This window comes from Rathayibacter sp. AY2B9 (assembly GCF_002931595.1).
Lineage (GTDB): Bacteria > Actinomycetota > Actinomycetes > Actinomycetales > Microbacteriaceae > Rathayibacter.
The window spans coordinates 277,325-291,875 of record NZ_PSUB01000002.1; the positions used below are offsets into that span (position 1 = coordinate 277,325).

Here is a 14,551-nt window from a genome sequence, read left to right on the forward strand (position 1 = left end):
GGCGGGACGCGGGAGCCGCCGGGCGGACCCCGCGGCCCGCTACTCCGCGCGCAGCCAGACCGTGGTGTCGGCCGGCAGCGCCGGCTCGTGCAGCTCCTCCGAGGACAGCACCACGGAGCCGACGGGCAGCTCGACCGGAGCCTCGCCGAGGTTCGCGATCACCGTGACCGTTCCGTTGCGGAACGCCACGACGTCCTCCGGGTAGCCCCCGAGCCACTCGACGGCGCCGGAGCCCAGGTCCTCGGCGCGGCGCACCGCGAGCAGGGACCGGTACAGCTCGAGCGTCGAGCCCTCGACACCGCGCTGGCGGTCGCGGGCGAGCGGCGCCCAGTCGCCGGGCTGCGGCAGCCAGGAGTCGCCGGAGCCGCTGAAGCCGTACGCGGGCGCGTCCGCCTCCCACGGGATCGGCACCCGGCAGCCGTCGCGGCCGTAGCGCTCGCCGCCGGTGCGGAACCAGGTCGGGTCCTGACGCGCCGAGTCCGGCAGGTCGATCGCCTCGGGGAGCCCGAGCTCCTCGCCCTGGTAGACGTAGGCGGAGCCGGGGAGCGCGAGCATGAGGGCGGTCGCGGCACGAGCGCGGCGCAGCCCCAGGACGGGGTCGGGGAGTCCCGGCGTGCGCGGGCCGATGCCGTAGCCCTGCGGGTTGTCGGACGTCAGGGCCAGGCGGCTCGCGTGGCGCACGACGTCGTGGTTCGACAGCACCCACGTCGACGGGGCGCCGACGGCGGCGAAGGCCTCGACGGAGGAGTCGATGATGTCGCGGAGGGCGGGTGCGCTCCACGGGGTCTCGAGGTAGGCGAAGTTGAAGGCCTGGTGCATCTCGTCGGGGCGGACCCAGCGGGCGAGCTTGGAGAGGGGCTGCACCCACGCCTCGGCGCAGAGCACGCGGTCGTCCGGGTACTCGGCGAGCAGGGAGTGCCAGTCGCGGTAGATCTCGTGGACGCCGTCCTGCGCCCAGTAGGGGGCGGTGGCGGGCTCCTCGCCGTCGGCGGGAGCGACTCCGCCCATCGACCCGCTGTCGGCGGGCGGCGTGTAGTCAGGCAGCCCCTCGGCCTTGATCATCCCGTGCGCGACGTCGACGCGGAAGCCGTCGACGCCGCGGTCGAGCCAGAAGCGGAGGACCTCCCGGAAGCGCTCGCGCACCCACTCGTTCGTCCAGTCGAAGTCGGGCTGCGAGGTGTCGAAGAGGTGCAGGTACCACTGGCCGGCCGAGCCGTCGGGCTCCATGACGCGGGTCCACGCGGGGCCGCCGAAGACAGACTCCCAGTTGTTCGGGGGCAGCTCGCCCGACTCGCCCCGGCCGTCGCGGAACAGGTAGCGCGCCCGCTCGGCGCTGCCCGCGGGAGCGGCGAGCGCCTCCTGGAACCAGCGGTGGGCGCTGGAGGAGTGGTTGGGGACGAGGTCGACGATGATCCGGATGCCCAGGGCGTGAGCACGGGCGAGCATCGCGTCGAAGTCGGCGAGGGTGCCGAAGAGCGGATCGACGTCGCAGTAGTCGGCGACGTCGTAGCCCGCGTCCTTCTGCGGCGAGGTCATGAAGGGCGAGAGCCAGATCGCGTCGACGCCGAGCTCGGCGAGGCTCTCGAGGCGCGAGGCGATGCCGGGCAGGTCGCCGATGCCGTCGCCGTCCGCGTCCGCGAAGGAGCGCGGGTAGATCTGGTAGATGACGGCGGTGCGCCACCACTCGGCTCCCCGGCGGTGCTCGGCCTCGGAGTCGGGGCCGGGGGAGTTCTCGGGCGCGCCGGAGAGAGCGGAGTCCAGGGTCATGAGGTCCAGTTTATCGGGCGGCTCGTGGGCGCCGGGGGCACGCCCCCGCCGTCCCGTACAGTCGACGGGTGATCGAAGAGACGCCGGACGAGGCCCGAGCCCGACGCCGACGGGCGCTGCTGTGGGTGGTGCCGCTGCTGGTGCTGCTGGTCGGCGGCCTGGTCGCCGTCACCCTCGCGATCGGCGGATTCGCGCTGCGCAGCATGACCGGCGCCTCCGCCGTGCAGCTCGTCCTCGTCGCCTAGGCGGTCGCGGCCGGGCAGTCCTCGTCCTCGGGCGGGGGCGCGGAGGAGGTGCGCGCCCGCTCCTCGGACGCGTGCGCGGTCTCGGGCCCGGTCGCGCGGGCCTGCTCGTCGGCGCGGGTGACCGCCTCCGCGAGCTCGTCGGCGACGAGGTACCCGGGAGAGACGGCCTCGGCCCGGTAGGCCGCCCGGCCGACCATGTGCGCCGAGACGGGCACGGTCAGCAGCTGGAAGCCGATCACCAGCACGATGGTCCCCGCGGCGGCGAAGCCGGGGTTCCGGATGGCGACCGCGAGCATCACGCAGATCAGTCCGAGCACCTGCGGCTTCGTGCCCGCGTGCATCCGGGAGAGCAGGTCGTCGAACCGCATCAGGCCGATCGCGGCCAGCAGCGAGAGCAGGGCGCCGACCAGCAGCAGCACAGCGGTGAGCACGTCGAAGAACAGGTCCATGTCAGTCCTCCTCGCGGTTGGCCATGAACTTGGCGACGCTGATCGATCCGAAGACGGCGAACAGCGCGAGCCCGAGCGCGACGGGCAGGGTCCGCGCGTGGTGGTTGACCGCCATCTCGGCGCCGATCCCGCAGATGATCGTCGCGACGAGCACGTCGGCCGCGACGACCCGGTCGAGCACGGACGGACCGCGGAGGATCCGCACGAGCGCGAGCAGGCACGCGGCGCCGAAGACCGGCACCAGGATCCAGATCAGCCAGTCGATCACCGGACCACCCCCGATCCGGCCTCGATCGGCCGATTCACGCGCTGCACGTCCTCGCGGGAGCCGATGGCCCGGACGATGCGCGCTTCCGTCCGGAGGACCGTCCGGCGCACCTCGTCGATCCGCTCGCCCTCGTCGTGGGTCACGCCGAGCACGTGCAGGTAGAGGACGTTCAGCTGCGGGTCCACGTCGATCACCAGGGAGCCGGGGACGAGCGAGACGGCCTCCGTCGTCCAGACGAGCATCCCCTCGGAGCGGCTGCGCAGGTGCACGGCGACGATGGCGTTGTGCACCGGGACGGGCAGGGTCAGGATCTGCCAGGACACCCGCACCGAGGCCACCGCGATGTCGGCCAGCAGGCGCAGGAGGAAGAGGAGCACGAACCACGGGTTGATGCGGTTCGAGAACTCGACCGGCGGCAGGTAGAACACCCGGGTGATCAGCAGGGCGACCAGGAAGCCGGTGACGATCGACAGCACCGAGACGTCGTCCCAGAGCAGCACCCAGATCCCGACGAGGGTCACGAACATCGCGACGCGGTTCCAGATGTCGACGCGGCGGCGGGGGCTCATCGCGGCCCCTCCTCTCCGAAGGACGAGTCGCGGTAGACGGTCGCGATGTAGGTCGCGGGGTCGGCGACCGCGCTCGCCGCTCGCTCGCTCGCGTCGTAGAGGGGACCGGCGCCGACGGTCAGCACGACGCCGACCACGACCATCCCCGCGGTGGCGAGCACCATCATCGGCGGCGAGTGGCGGGTGCGGATGCTGCCCGTGTCGTGGGGGTCCTCCTGCAGCTGGTCGATCAGGGGCGACTCGTAGCCGGGCACCTCCTCCTGGCGGCGCCAGAAGACCATGTTCCAGACGCGCGCGACGGCGTAGAGGGTCAGGAGCGAGGTCACGGCTCCGGCGGCGATGACGGCCCAGATCAGCCACGAGGGCTGGTCGACGGCCGACTCCGTGCCGGCGACGAAGAGCCCCACCTTGCCGAGGAAGCCGGTGAACGGCGGGATCCCGCCGAGGTTCATCGCGGGGATGAAGTAGAGCAGCGCCAGCAGCGGCGAGGCCTTGAGCAGCCCGCCGAGGCGCAGGATCGAGGTGGTGCCGCCGACGCGCTCGATCAGGCCGGTCGCGAGGAAGAGCGTCGTCTGCACGGTGATGTGGTGGATGACGTAGAAGATCGTCGCCGCGTAGCCGGCCGGGGTGCCCACGGCGATCCCGAAGACCATGTAGCCGATGTGCGAGACCAGCGTGAAGGACAGCATCCGCTTGATGTCGGCCTGCGCGACGGCGCCGAGGATGCCGACGATCAGCGTCAGCAGCGCCACCACCAGCAGCACCTCGCTCAGCCTCCCGCCGGGGAAGAGCAGGGTCTCGGTGCGGATCAGTGCGTACACGCCGACCTTGGTGAGGAGTCCGGCGAAGACGGCGGTGACCGGCGCCGGAGCTGTGGGGTACGAGTCCGGGAGCCAGAACGACAGGGGGAACACGGCCGCCTTGATCCCGAAGCCGAGCAGCAGCACCACGTGGAGCACCAGCTGCACGTCGGCGGGGAGCTCGGCGATGCGGATCGAGAGCTGCGCCATGTTGACCGTGCCGGTGGCGCCGTAGAGCAGGCCGATGGCCGAGAGGAAGAACACGCTCGAGACCAGGCTGACGACCACGTAGGTCGTGCCGGCGCGGATCCGCGGTGCGGTGCCGCCCAGAGTGATCAGCACGTAGCTCGCGGCCAGCAGGATCTCGAAGCCGACGTAGAGGTTGAAGAGGTCGCCCGCGACGAAGGCGTTGAGGATGCCCGCCGAGAGGATCAGGTAGGTCGGGTGGAAGATCGTGACCGGCGTCTCGCGGTTGCCGTCGACGAGGCCCTGGCCGACCGAGAACAGCAGGACGCCCAGCAGGGTGATCGAGGTGATCACGAGCATCAGCGCGGCGAGCGGATCGACGACCAGCACGATGCCCCACGGCGGCTCCCAGCCGCCCACGTAGACGGCGCTGCCGCCTCCGTCGCCGGTGAGGACCAGCACGAGCATCACCGAGGAGATCACCAGAACGCTCGAGAGGGTCACGATGTTCACGGTGATCTGCGCGCGCCGGTGGCGTCCGAGGATCAGCGCGACGGCCGCTCCCAGGAGGGGGAGGGTGACGACGAGCGGGATCAGGGCGTTCATCGGTCCTCCTTCCTGTCGTCGGTCATGGCGCTCTCCCCGTGCTTGGCGGCGGTGCCCTCGTCGCTGGACTCGAGCAGGACGTCGAGCGCCCGGTCGTCGGCGGTGGTCTGGGCCGAGATGCCCGCCGCGTCCTCGCGGACGGAGGCGTCGGTCTCGTCGTCCTCCACCTGGTCGGCGTTGGCGAGGCGCCAGCGGCGGTAGATCATCGCGAGGAGGAAGGCGGACACCCCGAAGGTGATCACGATCGCGGTGAGGATCAGCGCCTGCGGCAGCGGGTCGGCCATCTCGGCGGCGATCTGCTCGTAGGAGCGCCCGTCGTCGGTGACGAACGGCGCGATCCCCGAGCGGCCGGCCATCAGCAGGATGAGGATGTTGGTCGCGTTCCCGACGAGCAGGAACCCGATCAGGATGCGGGTGAGGCTGCGCTCGAGCATCTGGTAGACGCCCGCCGCATACATCACCGCCATGACGACGACGAGGACGAGGGTGATACTCATGCGCCGTCCCCCCTGCCCGGTCCGCCGACGACCGTGGAGCCGGTGGGGAGCGAGGTCTCGAGCCCGTCGACCGTGCCCTGGCCGGGGCCGGGGGTGCTGTCCGTCGAGTGCGTGACGCCGTCGCCCGAGGGGGAGCCCTGCTCGGCCTCCTCGCCGTGGCGGTCGACCTCGCCGCCGAGGCTGCGGAGGATGTCGAGGGCGAGGCCGATCACGATCAGGTACACCCCGATGTCGAAGAGGGTGGACGTGCCCAGGTGGAGCTCGCCCAGCACCGGCACCTCGAGGTCGAGCCAGCTCGACTCGAGGACCTCGAGGCCGAAGGCGAGGGAGGAGACGGCGGTGCCGACGGCGAAGAAGAGGCCGAGTCCGAGGACCTTGCCCGCGTCGATCGGCGCGGCCTCGCCGAGCTCGAAGCGGCCGCCGGCGAGGTAGCGCGCGACGAGGGCGAGACCGGCGAGCAGGCCGCCCGCGAAGCCTCCGCCCGGGGTGTTGTGTCCGGTGAAGAGCAGGTAGACCGACACGATCATCGCGGGGTGGAAGAGCAGGCGCACCAGCACCTCGAGCACGATCGAGCGGTTCTCCGGCCGGAGCGTGCGCCCGGCGACGAGCCAGGAGCCGCGGTCGCCGTCGCGCTCGGCGTCGGCGGAGGAGGCGGTCAGGTCCATCGCGCGCTCGCGGCGGTCGTCGGCGCTCTGCGACTCGAGGCGGGGAGCGCCTCCGGCCCGGCTGGAGAGGAAGATCAGGCTCGCGACGCCGGTGGCGACCACGACGAGGACCGAGATCTCGCCCATCGTGTCCCAGGCGCGGATGTCGACGAGCAGGACGTTGACGATGTTGCGGCCCTTGCCCTCCTCGTAGGCGAGGCGGGGCAGCTCGGCCGAGATCGGCGTCGCGGTCCGGGCGCCGAGGGCGATGGTGGCGGCGAGGGCCATGACCGCTCCGACCGCGATGCCGATGACGGCGCGCAGGCGCTTGCGCATCGGCTGGTGCTTCGCGGCGATGCGGGTCGGGAGGCGGCGCAGCACCAGGACGAAGACCACGAGGGTCACCGTCTCGATCAGCGCCTGGGTGAGGGCGAGGTCCGGTGCACCCTGCAGGGCGAAGAGGGCCACCATCCCGTAGCCGGTGGCGCCGGCCAGCAGCACGGCGGCGACCCGGTTGCGGGCGATCGCGCACAGCACCGCCGCGAGGATCATCACGGCCGCGACCGCGAGCTGGCCCGGGCTGTCCCAGAAGACGAGATCGCCCGGCCAGGTGCGGTTGAGGGCGGCAGCACCGCCGACGCCGAGGACGAAGACCGCGAAGATCACCGTCAGGTAGCGGGGGAGCGAGCCGCGCTGGACGAACTCGGTGACCGTGCTGGCGACACGGTCGAGCCAGCGGACGGTGGCCCAGTAGCCCTCGGCCGAGTCGATCCGGTTGGGCAGCATCGACTGCGCGCGCGCGACGGCGACGCGCTTGGCGAAGAGCAGGAGTCCGACGGCGATCACGAGGGCGCTGAGTGCCAGCGCGGGCTCGAAGCCGTGCCAGAGCGCGAGGTGGTAGCCGCCGTGGTCGGAGGTCTCCGCAGCGGCGGCGAGCTCCGGGTCGGCGTCCGGGGCGGCGTAGGGGAGGGTGTCCGCATAGACGGCGACGAGCGGGTCGAGCACGGAGGCGGCGATCCCGCCGATCACGCTGGCGGCGGCCAGCAGCACCGGGGCGGCGGTGAAGGTCCACGGCTCGGCGTGCAGGTGCGTGTCCTCGAGCCCCTTCTTGCGGGCGAAGGCGCCCCAGAAGAAGCGCGCGGAGTAGGCCACGGTGAGGATCGAGCCGAGGACGAGGCCGACCAGCGCGACCCAGGCCCAGAACGAGCCCTGCTCGATCGCCGAGATCAGGCTCGTGAACACGGCCTCCTTGGCGACGAAGCCCAGCAGCGGCGGGATGCCCGCCATCGACAGCACGCCGACGAGGGCGGCGCCCGCGAGCACCGGCGCCTGCCGTCCCAGGCCGCTGAGCTTGCGGAGGTCGCGCGTGCCGGCGCGGTGGTCGACGATGCCGACGGTGAGGAAGAGCAGCGCCTTGAAGAGAGCGTGGGCGACGAGCAGGGTCAGTCCGGCCAGCGCGGCGTCGCGCGAGCCGAAGCCGACGGCGACGGTCAGGAAGCCGAGCTGGCTGACGGTGCCGTAGGCCAGCACGAGCTTGAGGTCGTACTGCCGGAGCGAGCGCCAGCCGCCGACGAGCATGGTCCAGACTCCGACGCTCACCACCACGGGCAGCCAGACGGAGTCGTCGGCGAAGCCCGGCGCGAGGCGCGCGACGAGGTAGATGCCCGCCTTCACCATCGCGGCGGCGTGCAGGTAGGCGCTGACCGGCGTGGGAGCGGCCATCGCGGCCGGCAGCCAGAAGTGGAACGGCACCAGGGCGGACTTCGAGAACGCGCCGAGCAGCACCAGCACCAGCGCCGTCGACACGATCGGGCCGGAGGGGGCGGCGGCGACGATCCCGGAGAGGCTGGTGGTGCCGGCCTGCACGATCAGGACGATGATCCCGACCAGCATCGCCAGCCCGCCGAGAGTCGTGACCAGGAGCGCCTGGAGACCGGCACCCCGGCTCTCCTTGCGCCCGCTGTAGTGGCCGATGAGGAGGTAGGAGAGGACGCTCGTCGCCTCCCAGAAGACGAAGAGGATGATCACGTCGTCGGCCGTGACCAGCCCGTACATCACTCCGGCGAACGCGGACAGGAGCGCTGCGAACCGGCCCAGCGAGGGCTCGTCGCGGCTGAAGTACGTCGCGCAGTAGGCGAGGACCAGGGCGCCGACTCCGCTGACCACGAGGGCGAGGACGATCGAGAGCGCGTCCAGGCGGAAGGAGAGGGCGATGTCGAGCGCGGGGATCCACGGCACGGACTCGCGGATCTCGCCGCCGTCGAGGATCGTCGGCAGGGCGGTCGCGGTGGCGACGAAGCTCGCGGCCGGGATCAGCGCCAGCGCGTAGAACGTCTTCGGCCCGAACCGGTCCACCAGCCAGGGGGTCACCACGGCGATCGCGAACGAGATCACGAGGATGAGGAGCATCACATGTTCCTCCCAAGGTGTACCCAGCGCATAAGTCGGTCAAGAATATCGGAGCGCCCTCCCGCGGAACCTGAGTGCGGAGAGGCTTGACGGCCCCGTCGTGATCCGCCAGGGCCCTACCGTGGGGAGCATGGCCCGCTCGCTCCTCCCCGACCAGCTCTGCCGACTCCGCGTCCACGACCTCGCGACGGGGGAGTCGACGACCGTCTTCGAGTCCGACTCCGTCCTCGTGGAGGCGCCGAACTGGACTCCGGACGGCTCCGCCCTGATCGTGAACGGCGACGGCGGCCTCTTCCGGCTGCCGCTCGAGGGGGCGGCCGTGCTCGAGCCGATCCCGCTCGACGGGGTGCCGGCCGAGCTCAACAACGACCACGTGCTCGCCCCGTCCGGCGGGCTCGCCTACGTCTCGGCGCGCGACGGGCACCTCTACGCGGTCGAGCTCGACGGCTCCGCCCCCGCCCGCCGCCTGACCGCCGAGCGCGAGGGCGCGCGCTTCAAGCACTACCTGCACGGCGTCTCGCCCGACGGCGCGACCCTCGCGCTGATCGGCGGCGGCGACGCCTCCGGGCGGTGGCGGACCGACGTCTACACGATGCCGGCCGGAGGAGGCGCGCTCACCGCCCTGACCGACGACGAGCCGGCGGACGACGGCGTCGACGTCTCGGCCGACGGCCGCACCCTCGTCTTCAACTCCGAGCGGGCCGGGGGCGGGGCGCAGCTGTTCCGCATCGGCCTCGACGGCTCCGCGCTCTCCCGCCTGGTCGAGTCGGACACGGTCGACTGGTTCCCGCACGAGTCGCCCGACGGCGCGCACCTGCTCTACCTCGCGTATCCGGAGGGGACGGCCGGGCACCCCGAGAACGTCGACGTCGAGCTGCGGCTGCTCGACCTCCCCGGGCGCTCGACGCTCGAGCCCGGCCGAGTGCTGGAGCGCCTCCACGGCGGGCAGGGGACGATCAACGTCTCCGGCTGGGCGCCGGACTCGACGCGCTTCGCCTACGCCGACTACCCGCGGCGCTGACAGCCTGAGTCCTTGCCGCGCATGCGCGGGAGGGGGGTCGATCGGGGCGGGGTGCGGGACTTGAATCGGGGGATGACCATCGACAGCGCAGCATCCTCCTCCGTCACCCGCTCGCCGCTCGGCGACTCCGGCATCGACGTCTTCCCGCTCTCGCTCGGCGGCAACGTCTTCGGCTGGACCGCGGGCCGGCAGACCTCCTTCGACGTCCTCGACGGCTACACGGCCGCGGGCGGCGACTTCATCGACACCGCCGACGCCTACTCCGCCTGGGTCCCGGGCAACACGGGCGGCGAGTCCGAGACGATCATCGGCGAGTGGCTCGCGCAGCGCTCGGGGGACCGGGACGACGTGGTGATCGCGACGAAGGCGGGTCGCCACCCGCAGTTCACCGGCCTCGCGCCCGACACCGTGCGCGCGGCCGCCCGCGCCTCCCTCGAGCGCCTCGCGACCGACCGGATCGACCTCTACTACGCCCACTTCGACGACGAGGCCGTGCCGATGGCCGACATCGCCGCCGTGTTCTCGGAGCTCGTGGACCAGGGCCTGGTCCGCGCGATCGGAGTGTCGAACTTCAGCGCCGATCGCGTCGCGGAGTGGCTGCGCATCGCGGGCGAGGAGGGCCTGCACGCGCCCGTCGCGCTGCAGCCGCACTACAACCTCGTGGAGCGCGGGATCGAGGCCGACCTGCTGCCCCTCGCCCGCGAGGCGGGGCTGGCCGTCGTCCCCTACTCCGCCCTGGCGTCGGGCTTCCTGACCGGCAAGTACCGCGACGGATCGACGCCCGAGGGCCCGCGCGCCGATGGTGCCTCCCGCTACCTCGACGGTCGCGGCCGCCGGGTGCTGGCGGCGCTCGATGCGGCGGCGGAGGCGCACGGCGCCGAGGTGGCGACGGTGGCGCTCGCCTGGCTCCGCTCGCAGCCCGGAGTGGTCGCGCCGATCGCCAGCGCCCGCGTGATGGAGCAGCTGCCGGCGCTGATCGCCTCGGCCTCCCTCGAGCTGAGCGCCGAGGAGCTCGCCGCGCTCGACGAGGCGAGCCGGGCGTAGCCGCAGACGGGCGGCCGCGGGGGCGCGTCCCCCGCGGTCATCGACGCTCCGCGGAGGTGCTATCGTCTAACGGTGCCAAATCGCGGGCACGCCCCGAGAGGGGCTGTCAGACCCGCAGGTGCGCCCCCTTAGCTCATTGGTAGAGCACTTCCTTGGTAAGGAAGAGGTAGTGGGTCCGATTCCCACAGGGGGCTCCGTTCCCCGCAGGCCAGACCTGCGAAGAACGCGCGGCGGGGTAGCTCAGGTGGTTAGAGCACACGGCTCATAATCGTGGTGTCGCGGGTTCAAGTCCCGCTCCCGCTACAGCGAGAAGGCCCCGGTTCGCGCGTCGAGCCGGGGCCTTCGGCGTTCCTGTCGCGCTCCGCTGCGGTCGGCTCCGGAGCGGAGCGCCGTGATCGTGCCGCCGGGCCGGACTCTCAGAGCCAGCCGTTGCGCTCCGCGATCCGGAGGGCGTCGGCCCGGTTGCGGGCGCCCGTCTTGCCGATCACCGCCGAGAGGTGGTTCCGCACGGTCCCCGGCGAGAGGTGCAGCATCCGGGCGAGATCGGCGATCGAGCCTCCGGTGCGCGCGGCGGCGAGCACGTCGGCCTCCCGCTCGGTCAGGGGCGTGCCTCCCTGCGCCAGCGACTCCGCAGCGAGCGCGGGATCGACCACGCGCAGCCCCTGCCCGACCCTCCGCACGGCGTCCGCCAGCTGAGCCGAGGGCGTGTCCTTGACCACGAAGCCCGATGCCCCCGCCTGCATCGCGCGGCTGAGGTAGCCGGGACGGCCGAAGGTCGTCACGATCAGCACGCGGCAGGCCGGCAGCGCCTCGCGGAGGAGCGCGGCGGCGGCGATCCCGTCCAGCCCCGGCATCTCGATGTCCAGCAGCGCGACGTCCGGCGTCGAGGCGAGCGCCGCGGCGACCACCTCGTCCCCGCGGCCGACCTCCGCCACCACGTCGATGTCGGACTCCAGCGAGAGCAGGGCGGCGAGTGCGCCCCGCACCAGCGCCTGGTCGTCGGCGATCAGGAGGCGCAGAGCGCTCACCGTCCGCCTCCGGGGAGGGTAGCCGCCAGGCGGAAGCCCCCGAGCTCGCTCGTCCCGACGGAGAGCCGGCCGCCCGCCGCCTCGACCCGCTCGCGGAGCCCGGCCAGTCCGGTCGAGCCCGCTGCTCCCGGCTGCGGACCCACTCCGTCGTCCGCGATCTCGACCTCGCAGGCGGTGAGGCGGATCCGGCAGCGCGAGGCGCTCGAATGGCGGACGACGTTCGTCGCTCCCTCGCGGATCACCCACCCCACCAGCTCGCGATGCTGCGGGAGCACGGTGTCGGTGGAGGAGGGCAGGTCGGCGGAGATCCCCGCCGCGGCGAGAGCGCCGCGCGCGGCGGCCAGCGCTCCGCTCGCGGTCGTGGCCCGGAAGCCGGACACGGTCGCGCGGACGTCGGCGAGAGCGCCCCGCGCGAGCGACTCCACGTCCGCGATCTCGGCCCGCGCCCGCTCCGGGTCGGCGTCGAGGAGGCGCCCGGCCAGCTCCGACTTCACGGTGATCACCGTCAGCGAATGGCCCAGGATGTCGTGGATGTCGCGGGCGACCCGGCTCCGCTCGCGCTCGGCCGTCAGGACCTCCAGCTCGGCGCGGGTGTCGCGGAGCTGGTTGACGGTGGCGATCGTGCGCGCGAAGGTGGCCATCATCAGGGAGATGGAGAGGATGATCACCGGCACCACGAAGGCGGTCTCGGTGACGCCGTCGCTCTCGAGGCGGACGGCGAGCGTCACGGAGGCGAGGGCTCCGATCAGGGTGGCCGTGAGGCGCCAGGTGAACACGCACATGCCGACCAGGACTCCGACGTAGGTCCAGAGCCCCGTCACGTCCCGCCCGAGCCAGGGGAGGAGGGTGAAGGAGAAGGCGAGCAGTCCGAGGCAGATCAGCAGCCGGCCCCGCGTCGCGAGGGTCCAGGCGAGCGGCGGTGCGACGAGGAATCCGGCGCTGAAAGCGGCGATGAGGGTGACGCCGACGACGCGGCGGGGCCACTCCGGATCGTCGAGGACCGACGGCACGGTCGAGTACACCCAGAAGAGCGAGAAGACCGCTCCCGCGTACCAGCGCAGCGCACGCGGGGTCCAGAGAGCCGTGCGCAGGGTCGCTCCCGGGTCGGCGCCCGCCGCGGCCGGGCGGATCGGCCACCCTGTCTCGCCGTGCCCGGAGGCGGTGGTGCTGCTCACGCGCTCACCCTAGGACGGAGCCGACCGCGGTGGCGCATCCGTCACACCCGCTTCGTGTCGCGGCGGAAGAAGAACACCGTCCCGCCGAGGAGCAGACCGAGCCACACGAGTGCGTCGACCAGAGCGCCGAGGTCGAACCCTTCGCCGGTCAGCGGCGCTCGCGCGAGCTCGCTGATCCCGTAGACCGGCGTCAGGGCGGCGATGCTCTGCAGGAATCCGGGCATGCTGCTCACCGGGTAGAAGAGGCCGCCCAGGAACGCGAGGACCACGATGACCAGGCTCGTGATCTGTGCCGCGTTCTCGCCCGGCACCATGTAGCCCACCATGAGGCCGAGCGTCGTGAAGACGGCGCTCGCGAGCAGCCAGCCCGTCAGTCCGGTCGCGACCCACTGCACCGCCGAGAGCTCGATGCCGCTGGCGGCGCCGACCGCATAGGTGGCGACGACGGCGAGCAGGCCCAGCGCCATCCCGGCGATCATCTTGATCAGAACGTTGACCACGGGGTTCAGCGGGGTGAGCCGCAGCTGCCGGCTCCAGCCCTGCGCGCGCTCCACGGCGACGGCCGCCCCGGTCTGCGTGGCCGACATCATCGCTCCGTACATCGCCATCGACACCATGATGAAGGCCGCGATCGAGACGCCGCCCGCCGCGATCGGAGTCGCGGTCAGCGGCTCGTCGCGGAGCGGGTACCCGACGATGAAGAACATCAGGACCGGGAAGAGGAGGGTGAAGAAGAGGGTCCGCCGGTTCCGCAGCCGCCGCAGGATCTCGATGCGCAGGTAGGTCGTGGTGAAGCCGCCGAGCGCCGGCGAGCGGCGGTCGAGGCGGACGCGGTCGGCGGCGGGGGTCGTGGCGGTCATGCGGAGGCTCCTTCGGAGGTGAGGGCGAGGAAGACGCTCTCGAGGTTCTGGGCGGTGATCTCGACGTCGCGGGCACCGGTGCGGGTGAGCAGGTGGCGGGCGAGGGCGTCGGAGTCGTCGGTGTGCACCGTGATCCGGTCGCCCTGGGCCTCGACGCTGGAGACCCGGGGGAGCGCGGCGAGGGCGGCGAGGTCGGCGCCGGGCAGGGTCGCGTGGACGATCCGGCCGGAGACGAGGTTCTTGATGCTGCTCGTGGTCCCGTCGGCGACGATCCGGCCTCGGCTCATCAGGACGATGCGGTCGGCGTACTCGTCCGCCTCCTCGAGGTAGTGCGTGGCGAAGAGGACGGTGCGCCCGCGCGCCGCGTCGGTGCGGATGGCCTGCCAGAACGCGCGGCGCCCCTCGACGTCCATGCCGGTGGTCGGCTCGTCGAGCAGGAGCAGGCCGGGGTCCGACAGCAGCGCCATCGCGAACCGGAGCCGCTGCTGCTGACCGCCGGAGCACAGTCCCACGCGGCGGGAGGCGAGGTCGGCGATCCCCGCGCGCTCCAGCACCTCGTCGATCGGCCGGGTGTCCGCGAAGAGGCTCGCGGTCAGCTCCAGTGTCTCGTGGACGCTGAGGTCCTTCAGCAGGCCGCCGGTCTGCAGGACGGCCGAGACGAGCCCGTGCGCGATCGCCGTGCGCGGCGAGCGTCCGAACACCGTGACCTCGCCGGTGTCAGGGGCCGAGAGGCCCAGGAGCATGTCGAGGGTCGTGGTCTTGCCCGCGCCGTTGGGACCGAGGAAGGCGACGATCTCGCCGGGCCGGACGGTGAGGTCCACTCCGGCGACGGCGGCGACGGAGCCGAAGCTCTTGGTGAGGGCGGTCGCCTGCACGGCGAGGTCGGTCGAGGTCATGCCCTCAGCCTGTCGAGGGGGTCGCCGCAGTGCCTCGCTCCTCTGTCACCGAGGTGCCGTGACATCCGTCACCCCCGCCCCGGCTCC

The 14,551-nt window shown here is 72.5% G+C and carries 14 protein-coding genes and 2 tRNA genes; 5 read left to right on the forward strand and 11 right to left on the reverse strand.

Translation table 11 applies throughout. The annotated features are described in order from the left end of the window. Positions 1–39 precede the first annotated feature (39 nt). Complete coding sequence (locus tag C5C25_RS03970) at positions 40–1,767, reverse strand: glycoside hydrolase family 13 protein (protein ID WP_104249789.1); 1,728 nt, start codon at positions 1,765–1,767, stop codon at positions 40–42. Positions 1,768–1,835: 68 nt separating this feature from the next. Here C5C25_RS03970 and C5C25_RS16420 point away from each other — a divergent pair, with 68 nt between their 5' ends. Further along, complete coding sequence (locus tag C5C25_RS16420) at positions 1,836–2,012, forward strand: hypothetical protein (protein ID WP_181067860.1); 177 nt, start codon at positions 1,836–1,838, stop codon at positions 2,010–2,012. On the opposite strand, the gene mnhG is transcribed toward C5C25_RS16420, so the two are convergent. The 6 genes from mnhG to C5C25_RS04000 are packed head-to-tail and all read right to left on the reverse strand — an operon-like array spanning position 2,009 to position 8,440. Then, the gene (gene mnhG, locus C5C25_RS03975) at positions 2,009–2,461 is read right to left on the reverse strand and encodes a monovalent cation/H(+) antiporter subunit G (RefSeq protein WP_104249790.1); all 453 of its coding nucleotides are present in this window, start codon (positions 2,459–2,461) and stop codon (positions 2,009–2,011) included. The two genes, C5C25_RS16420 and mnhG, sit on opposite strands and share 4 nt — an antisense overlap. 1 nt (position 2,462) lies before the next feature. After that, on the reverse strand, positions 2,463–2,729 hold the full coding sequence (locus C5C25_RS03980) for a monovalent cation/H+ antiporter complex subunit F (RefSeq protein WP_308470711.1): 267 nt from the start codon (positions 2,727–2,729) through the stop codon (positions 2,463–2,465). Then, entirely contained in the window at positions 2,726–3,298 is a 573-nt protein-coding gene (locus C5C25_RS03985; protein ID WP_104234245.1) for a Na+/H+ antiporter subunit E, read from the reverse strand. The genes C5C25_RS03980 and C5C25_RS03985 overlap by 4 nt, the downstream gene beginning before the upstream one ends. After that, the gene (locus tag C5C25_RS03990) at positions 3,295–4,890 is read right to left on the reverse strand and encodes a Na+/H+ antiporter subunit D (protein WP_104223613.1); all 1,596 of its coding nucleotides are present in this window, start codon (positions 4,888–4,890) and stop codon (positions 3,295–3,297) included. Before C5C25_RS03990 ends, C5C25_RS03985 begins: the two co-directional genes overlap by 4 nt. After that, positions 4,887–5,387 (reverse strand): Na(+)/H(+) antiporter subunit C, encoded by a 501-nt coding sequence (locus C5C25_RS03995; protein ID WP_104223614.1) that lies wholly within the window; start codon positions 5,385–5,387, stop codon positions 4,887–4,889. The genes C5C25_RS03990 and C5C25_RS03995 overlap by 4 nt, the downstream gene beginning before the upstream one ends. Continuing rightward, positions 5,384–8,440, reverse strand: coding sequence for a Na+/H+ antiporter subunit A (locus C5C25_RS04000; RefSeq protein WP_104249791.1), 3,057 nt, complete (start codon positions 8,438–8,440; stop codon positions 5,384–5,386). The genes C5C25_RS03995 and C5C25_RS04000 overlap by 4 nt, the downstream gene beginning before the upstream one ends. A gap of 130 nt (positions 8,441–8,570) precedes the next feature. Here C5C25_RS04000 and C5C25_RS04005 point away from each other — a divergent pair, with 130 nt between their 5' ends. From C5C25_RS04005 to C5C25_RS04020, 4 genes are all read left to right on the forward strand, one after another. Beyond that, a complete protein-coding gene (locus C5C25_RS04005) occupies positions 8,571–9,461 on the forward strand; it encodes a PD40 domain-containing protein (protein WP_104249792.1) in 891 nt (296 codons plus the stop codon). A 72-nt stretch (positions 9,462–9,533) separates the two neighbouring features. After that, positions 9,534–10,505, forward strand: a complete 972-nt coding sequence (locus C5C25_RS04010; protein ID WP_104249793.1) for an aldo/keto reductase — start codon at positions 9,534–9,536, stop codon at positions 10,503–10,505. 122 nt (positions 10,506–10,627) lie between these two features. Beyond that, positions 10,628–10,699: transfer RNA gene (locus C5C25_RS04015), tRNA-Thr, on the forward strand. Positions 10,700–10,734: 35 nt separating this feature from the next. Beyond that, a tRNA-Met gene (locus C5C25_RS04020) sits at positions 10,735–10,808 on the forward strand. Positions 10,809–10,921: 113 nt separating this feature from the next. Here C5C25_RS04020 and C5C25_RS04025 read toward each other — a convergent pair. The 4 genes from C5C25_RS04025 to C5C25_RS04040 are packed head-to-tail and all read right to left on the reverse strand — an operon-like array spanning position 10,922 to position 14,464. Next, on the reverse strand, positions 10,922–11,533 hold the full coding sequence (locus C5C25_RS04025; protein ID WP_181074522.1) for a response regulator: 612 nt from the start codon (positions 11,531–11,533) through the stop codon (positions 10,922–10,924). Continuing rightward, a complete protein-coding gene (locus C5C25_RS04030) occupies positions 11,530–12,708 on the reverse strand; it encodes a sensor histidine kinase (RefSeq protein WP_258069332.1) in 1,179 nt (392 codons plus the stop codon). The genes C5C25_RS04025 and C5C25_RS04030 overlap by 4 nt, the downstream gene beginning before the upstream one ends. A gap of 41 nt (positions 12,709–12,749) precedes the next feature. Beyond that, a complete protein-coding gene (locus C5C25_RS04035; protein ID WP_104238293.1) occupies positions 12,750–13,568 on the reverse strand; it encodes an ABC transporter permease in 819 nt (272 codons plus the stop codon). Further along, entirely contained in the window at positions 13,565–14,464 is a 900-nt protein-coding gene (locus C5C25_RS04040) for an ABC transporter ATP-binding protein (protein ID WP_104249794.1), read from the reverse strand. The genes C5C25_RS04035 and C5C25_RS04040 overlap by 4 nt, the downstream gene beginning before the upstream one ends. Positions 14,465–14,551 lie beyond the last annotated feature (87 nt).

What these genes read in the sequence shown, in the direction of transcription:
- C5C25_RS03970 (WP_104249789.1), bottom strand. Translation starts at nt 1,767, where the DNA reads ATGACCCTGGACTCCGCTCTCTCCGGCGCGCCCGAGAACTCCCCCGGC.
- mnhG (WP_104249790.1), bottom strand. Translation starts at nt 2,461, where the DNA reads ATGGACCTGTTCTTCGACGTGCTCACCGCTGTGCTGCTGCTGGTCGGC.
- C5C25_RS03985 (WP_104234245.1), bottom strand. Translation starts at nt 3,298, where the DNA reads ATGAGCCCCCGCCGCCGCGTCGACATCTGGAACCGCGTCGCGATGTTC.
- C5C25_RS03990 (WP_104223613.1), bottom strand. Translation starts at nt 4,890, where the DNA reads ATGAACGCCCTGATCCCGCTCGTCGTCACCCTCCCCCTCCTGGGAGCG.
- C5C25_RS03995 (WP_104223614.1), bottom strand. Translation starts at nt 5,387, where the DNA reads ATGAGTATCACCCTCGTCCTCGTCGTCGTCATGGCGGTGATGTATGCG.
- C5C25_RS04000 (WP_104249791.1), bottom strand. Translation starts at nt 8,440, where the DNA reads ATGCTCCTCATCCTCGTGATCTCGTTCGCGATCGCCGTGGTGACCCCC.
- C5C25_RS04005 (WP_104249792.1), top strand. Translation starts at nt 8,571, where the DNA reads ATGGCCCGCTCGCTCCTCCCCGACCAGCTCTGCCGACTCCGCGTCCAC.
- C5C25_RS04010 (WP_104249793.1), top strand. Translation starts at nt 9,534, where the DNA reads ATGACCATCGACAGCGCAGCATCCTCCTCCGTCACCCGCTCGCCGCTC.
- C5C25_RS04035 (WP_104238293.1), bottom strand. Translation starts at nt 13,568, where the DNA reads ATGACCGCCACGACCCCCGCCGCCGACCGCGTCCGCCTCGACCGCCGC.
- C5C25_RS04040 (WP_104249794.1), bottom strand. Translation starts at nt 14,464, where the DNA reads ATGACCTCGACCGACCTCGCCGTGCAGGCGACCGCCCTCACCAAGAGC.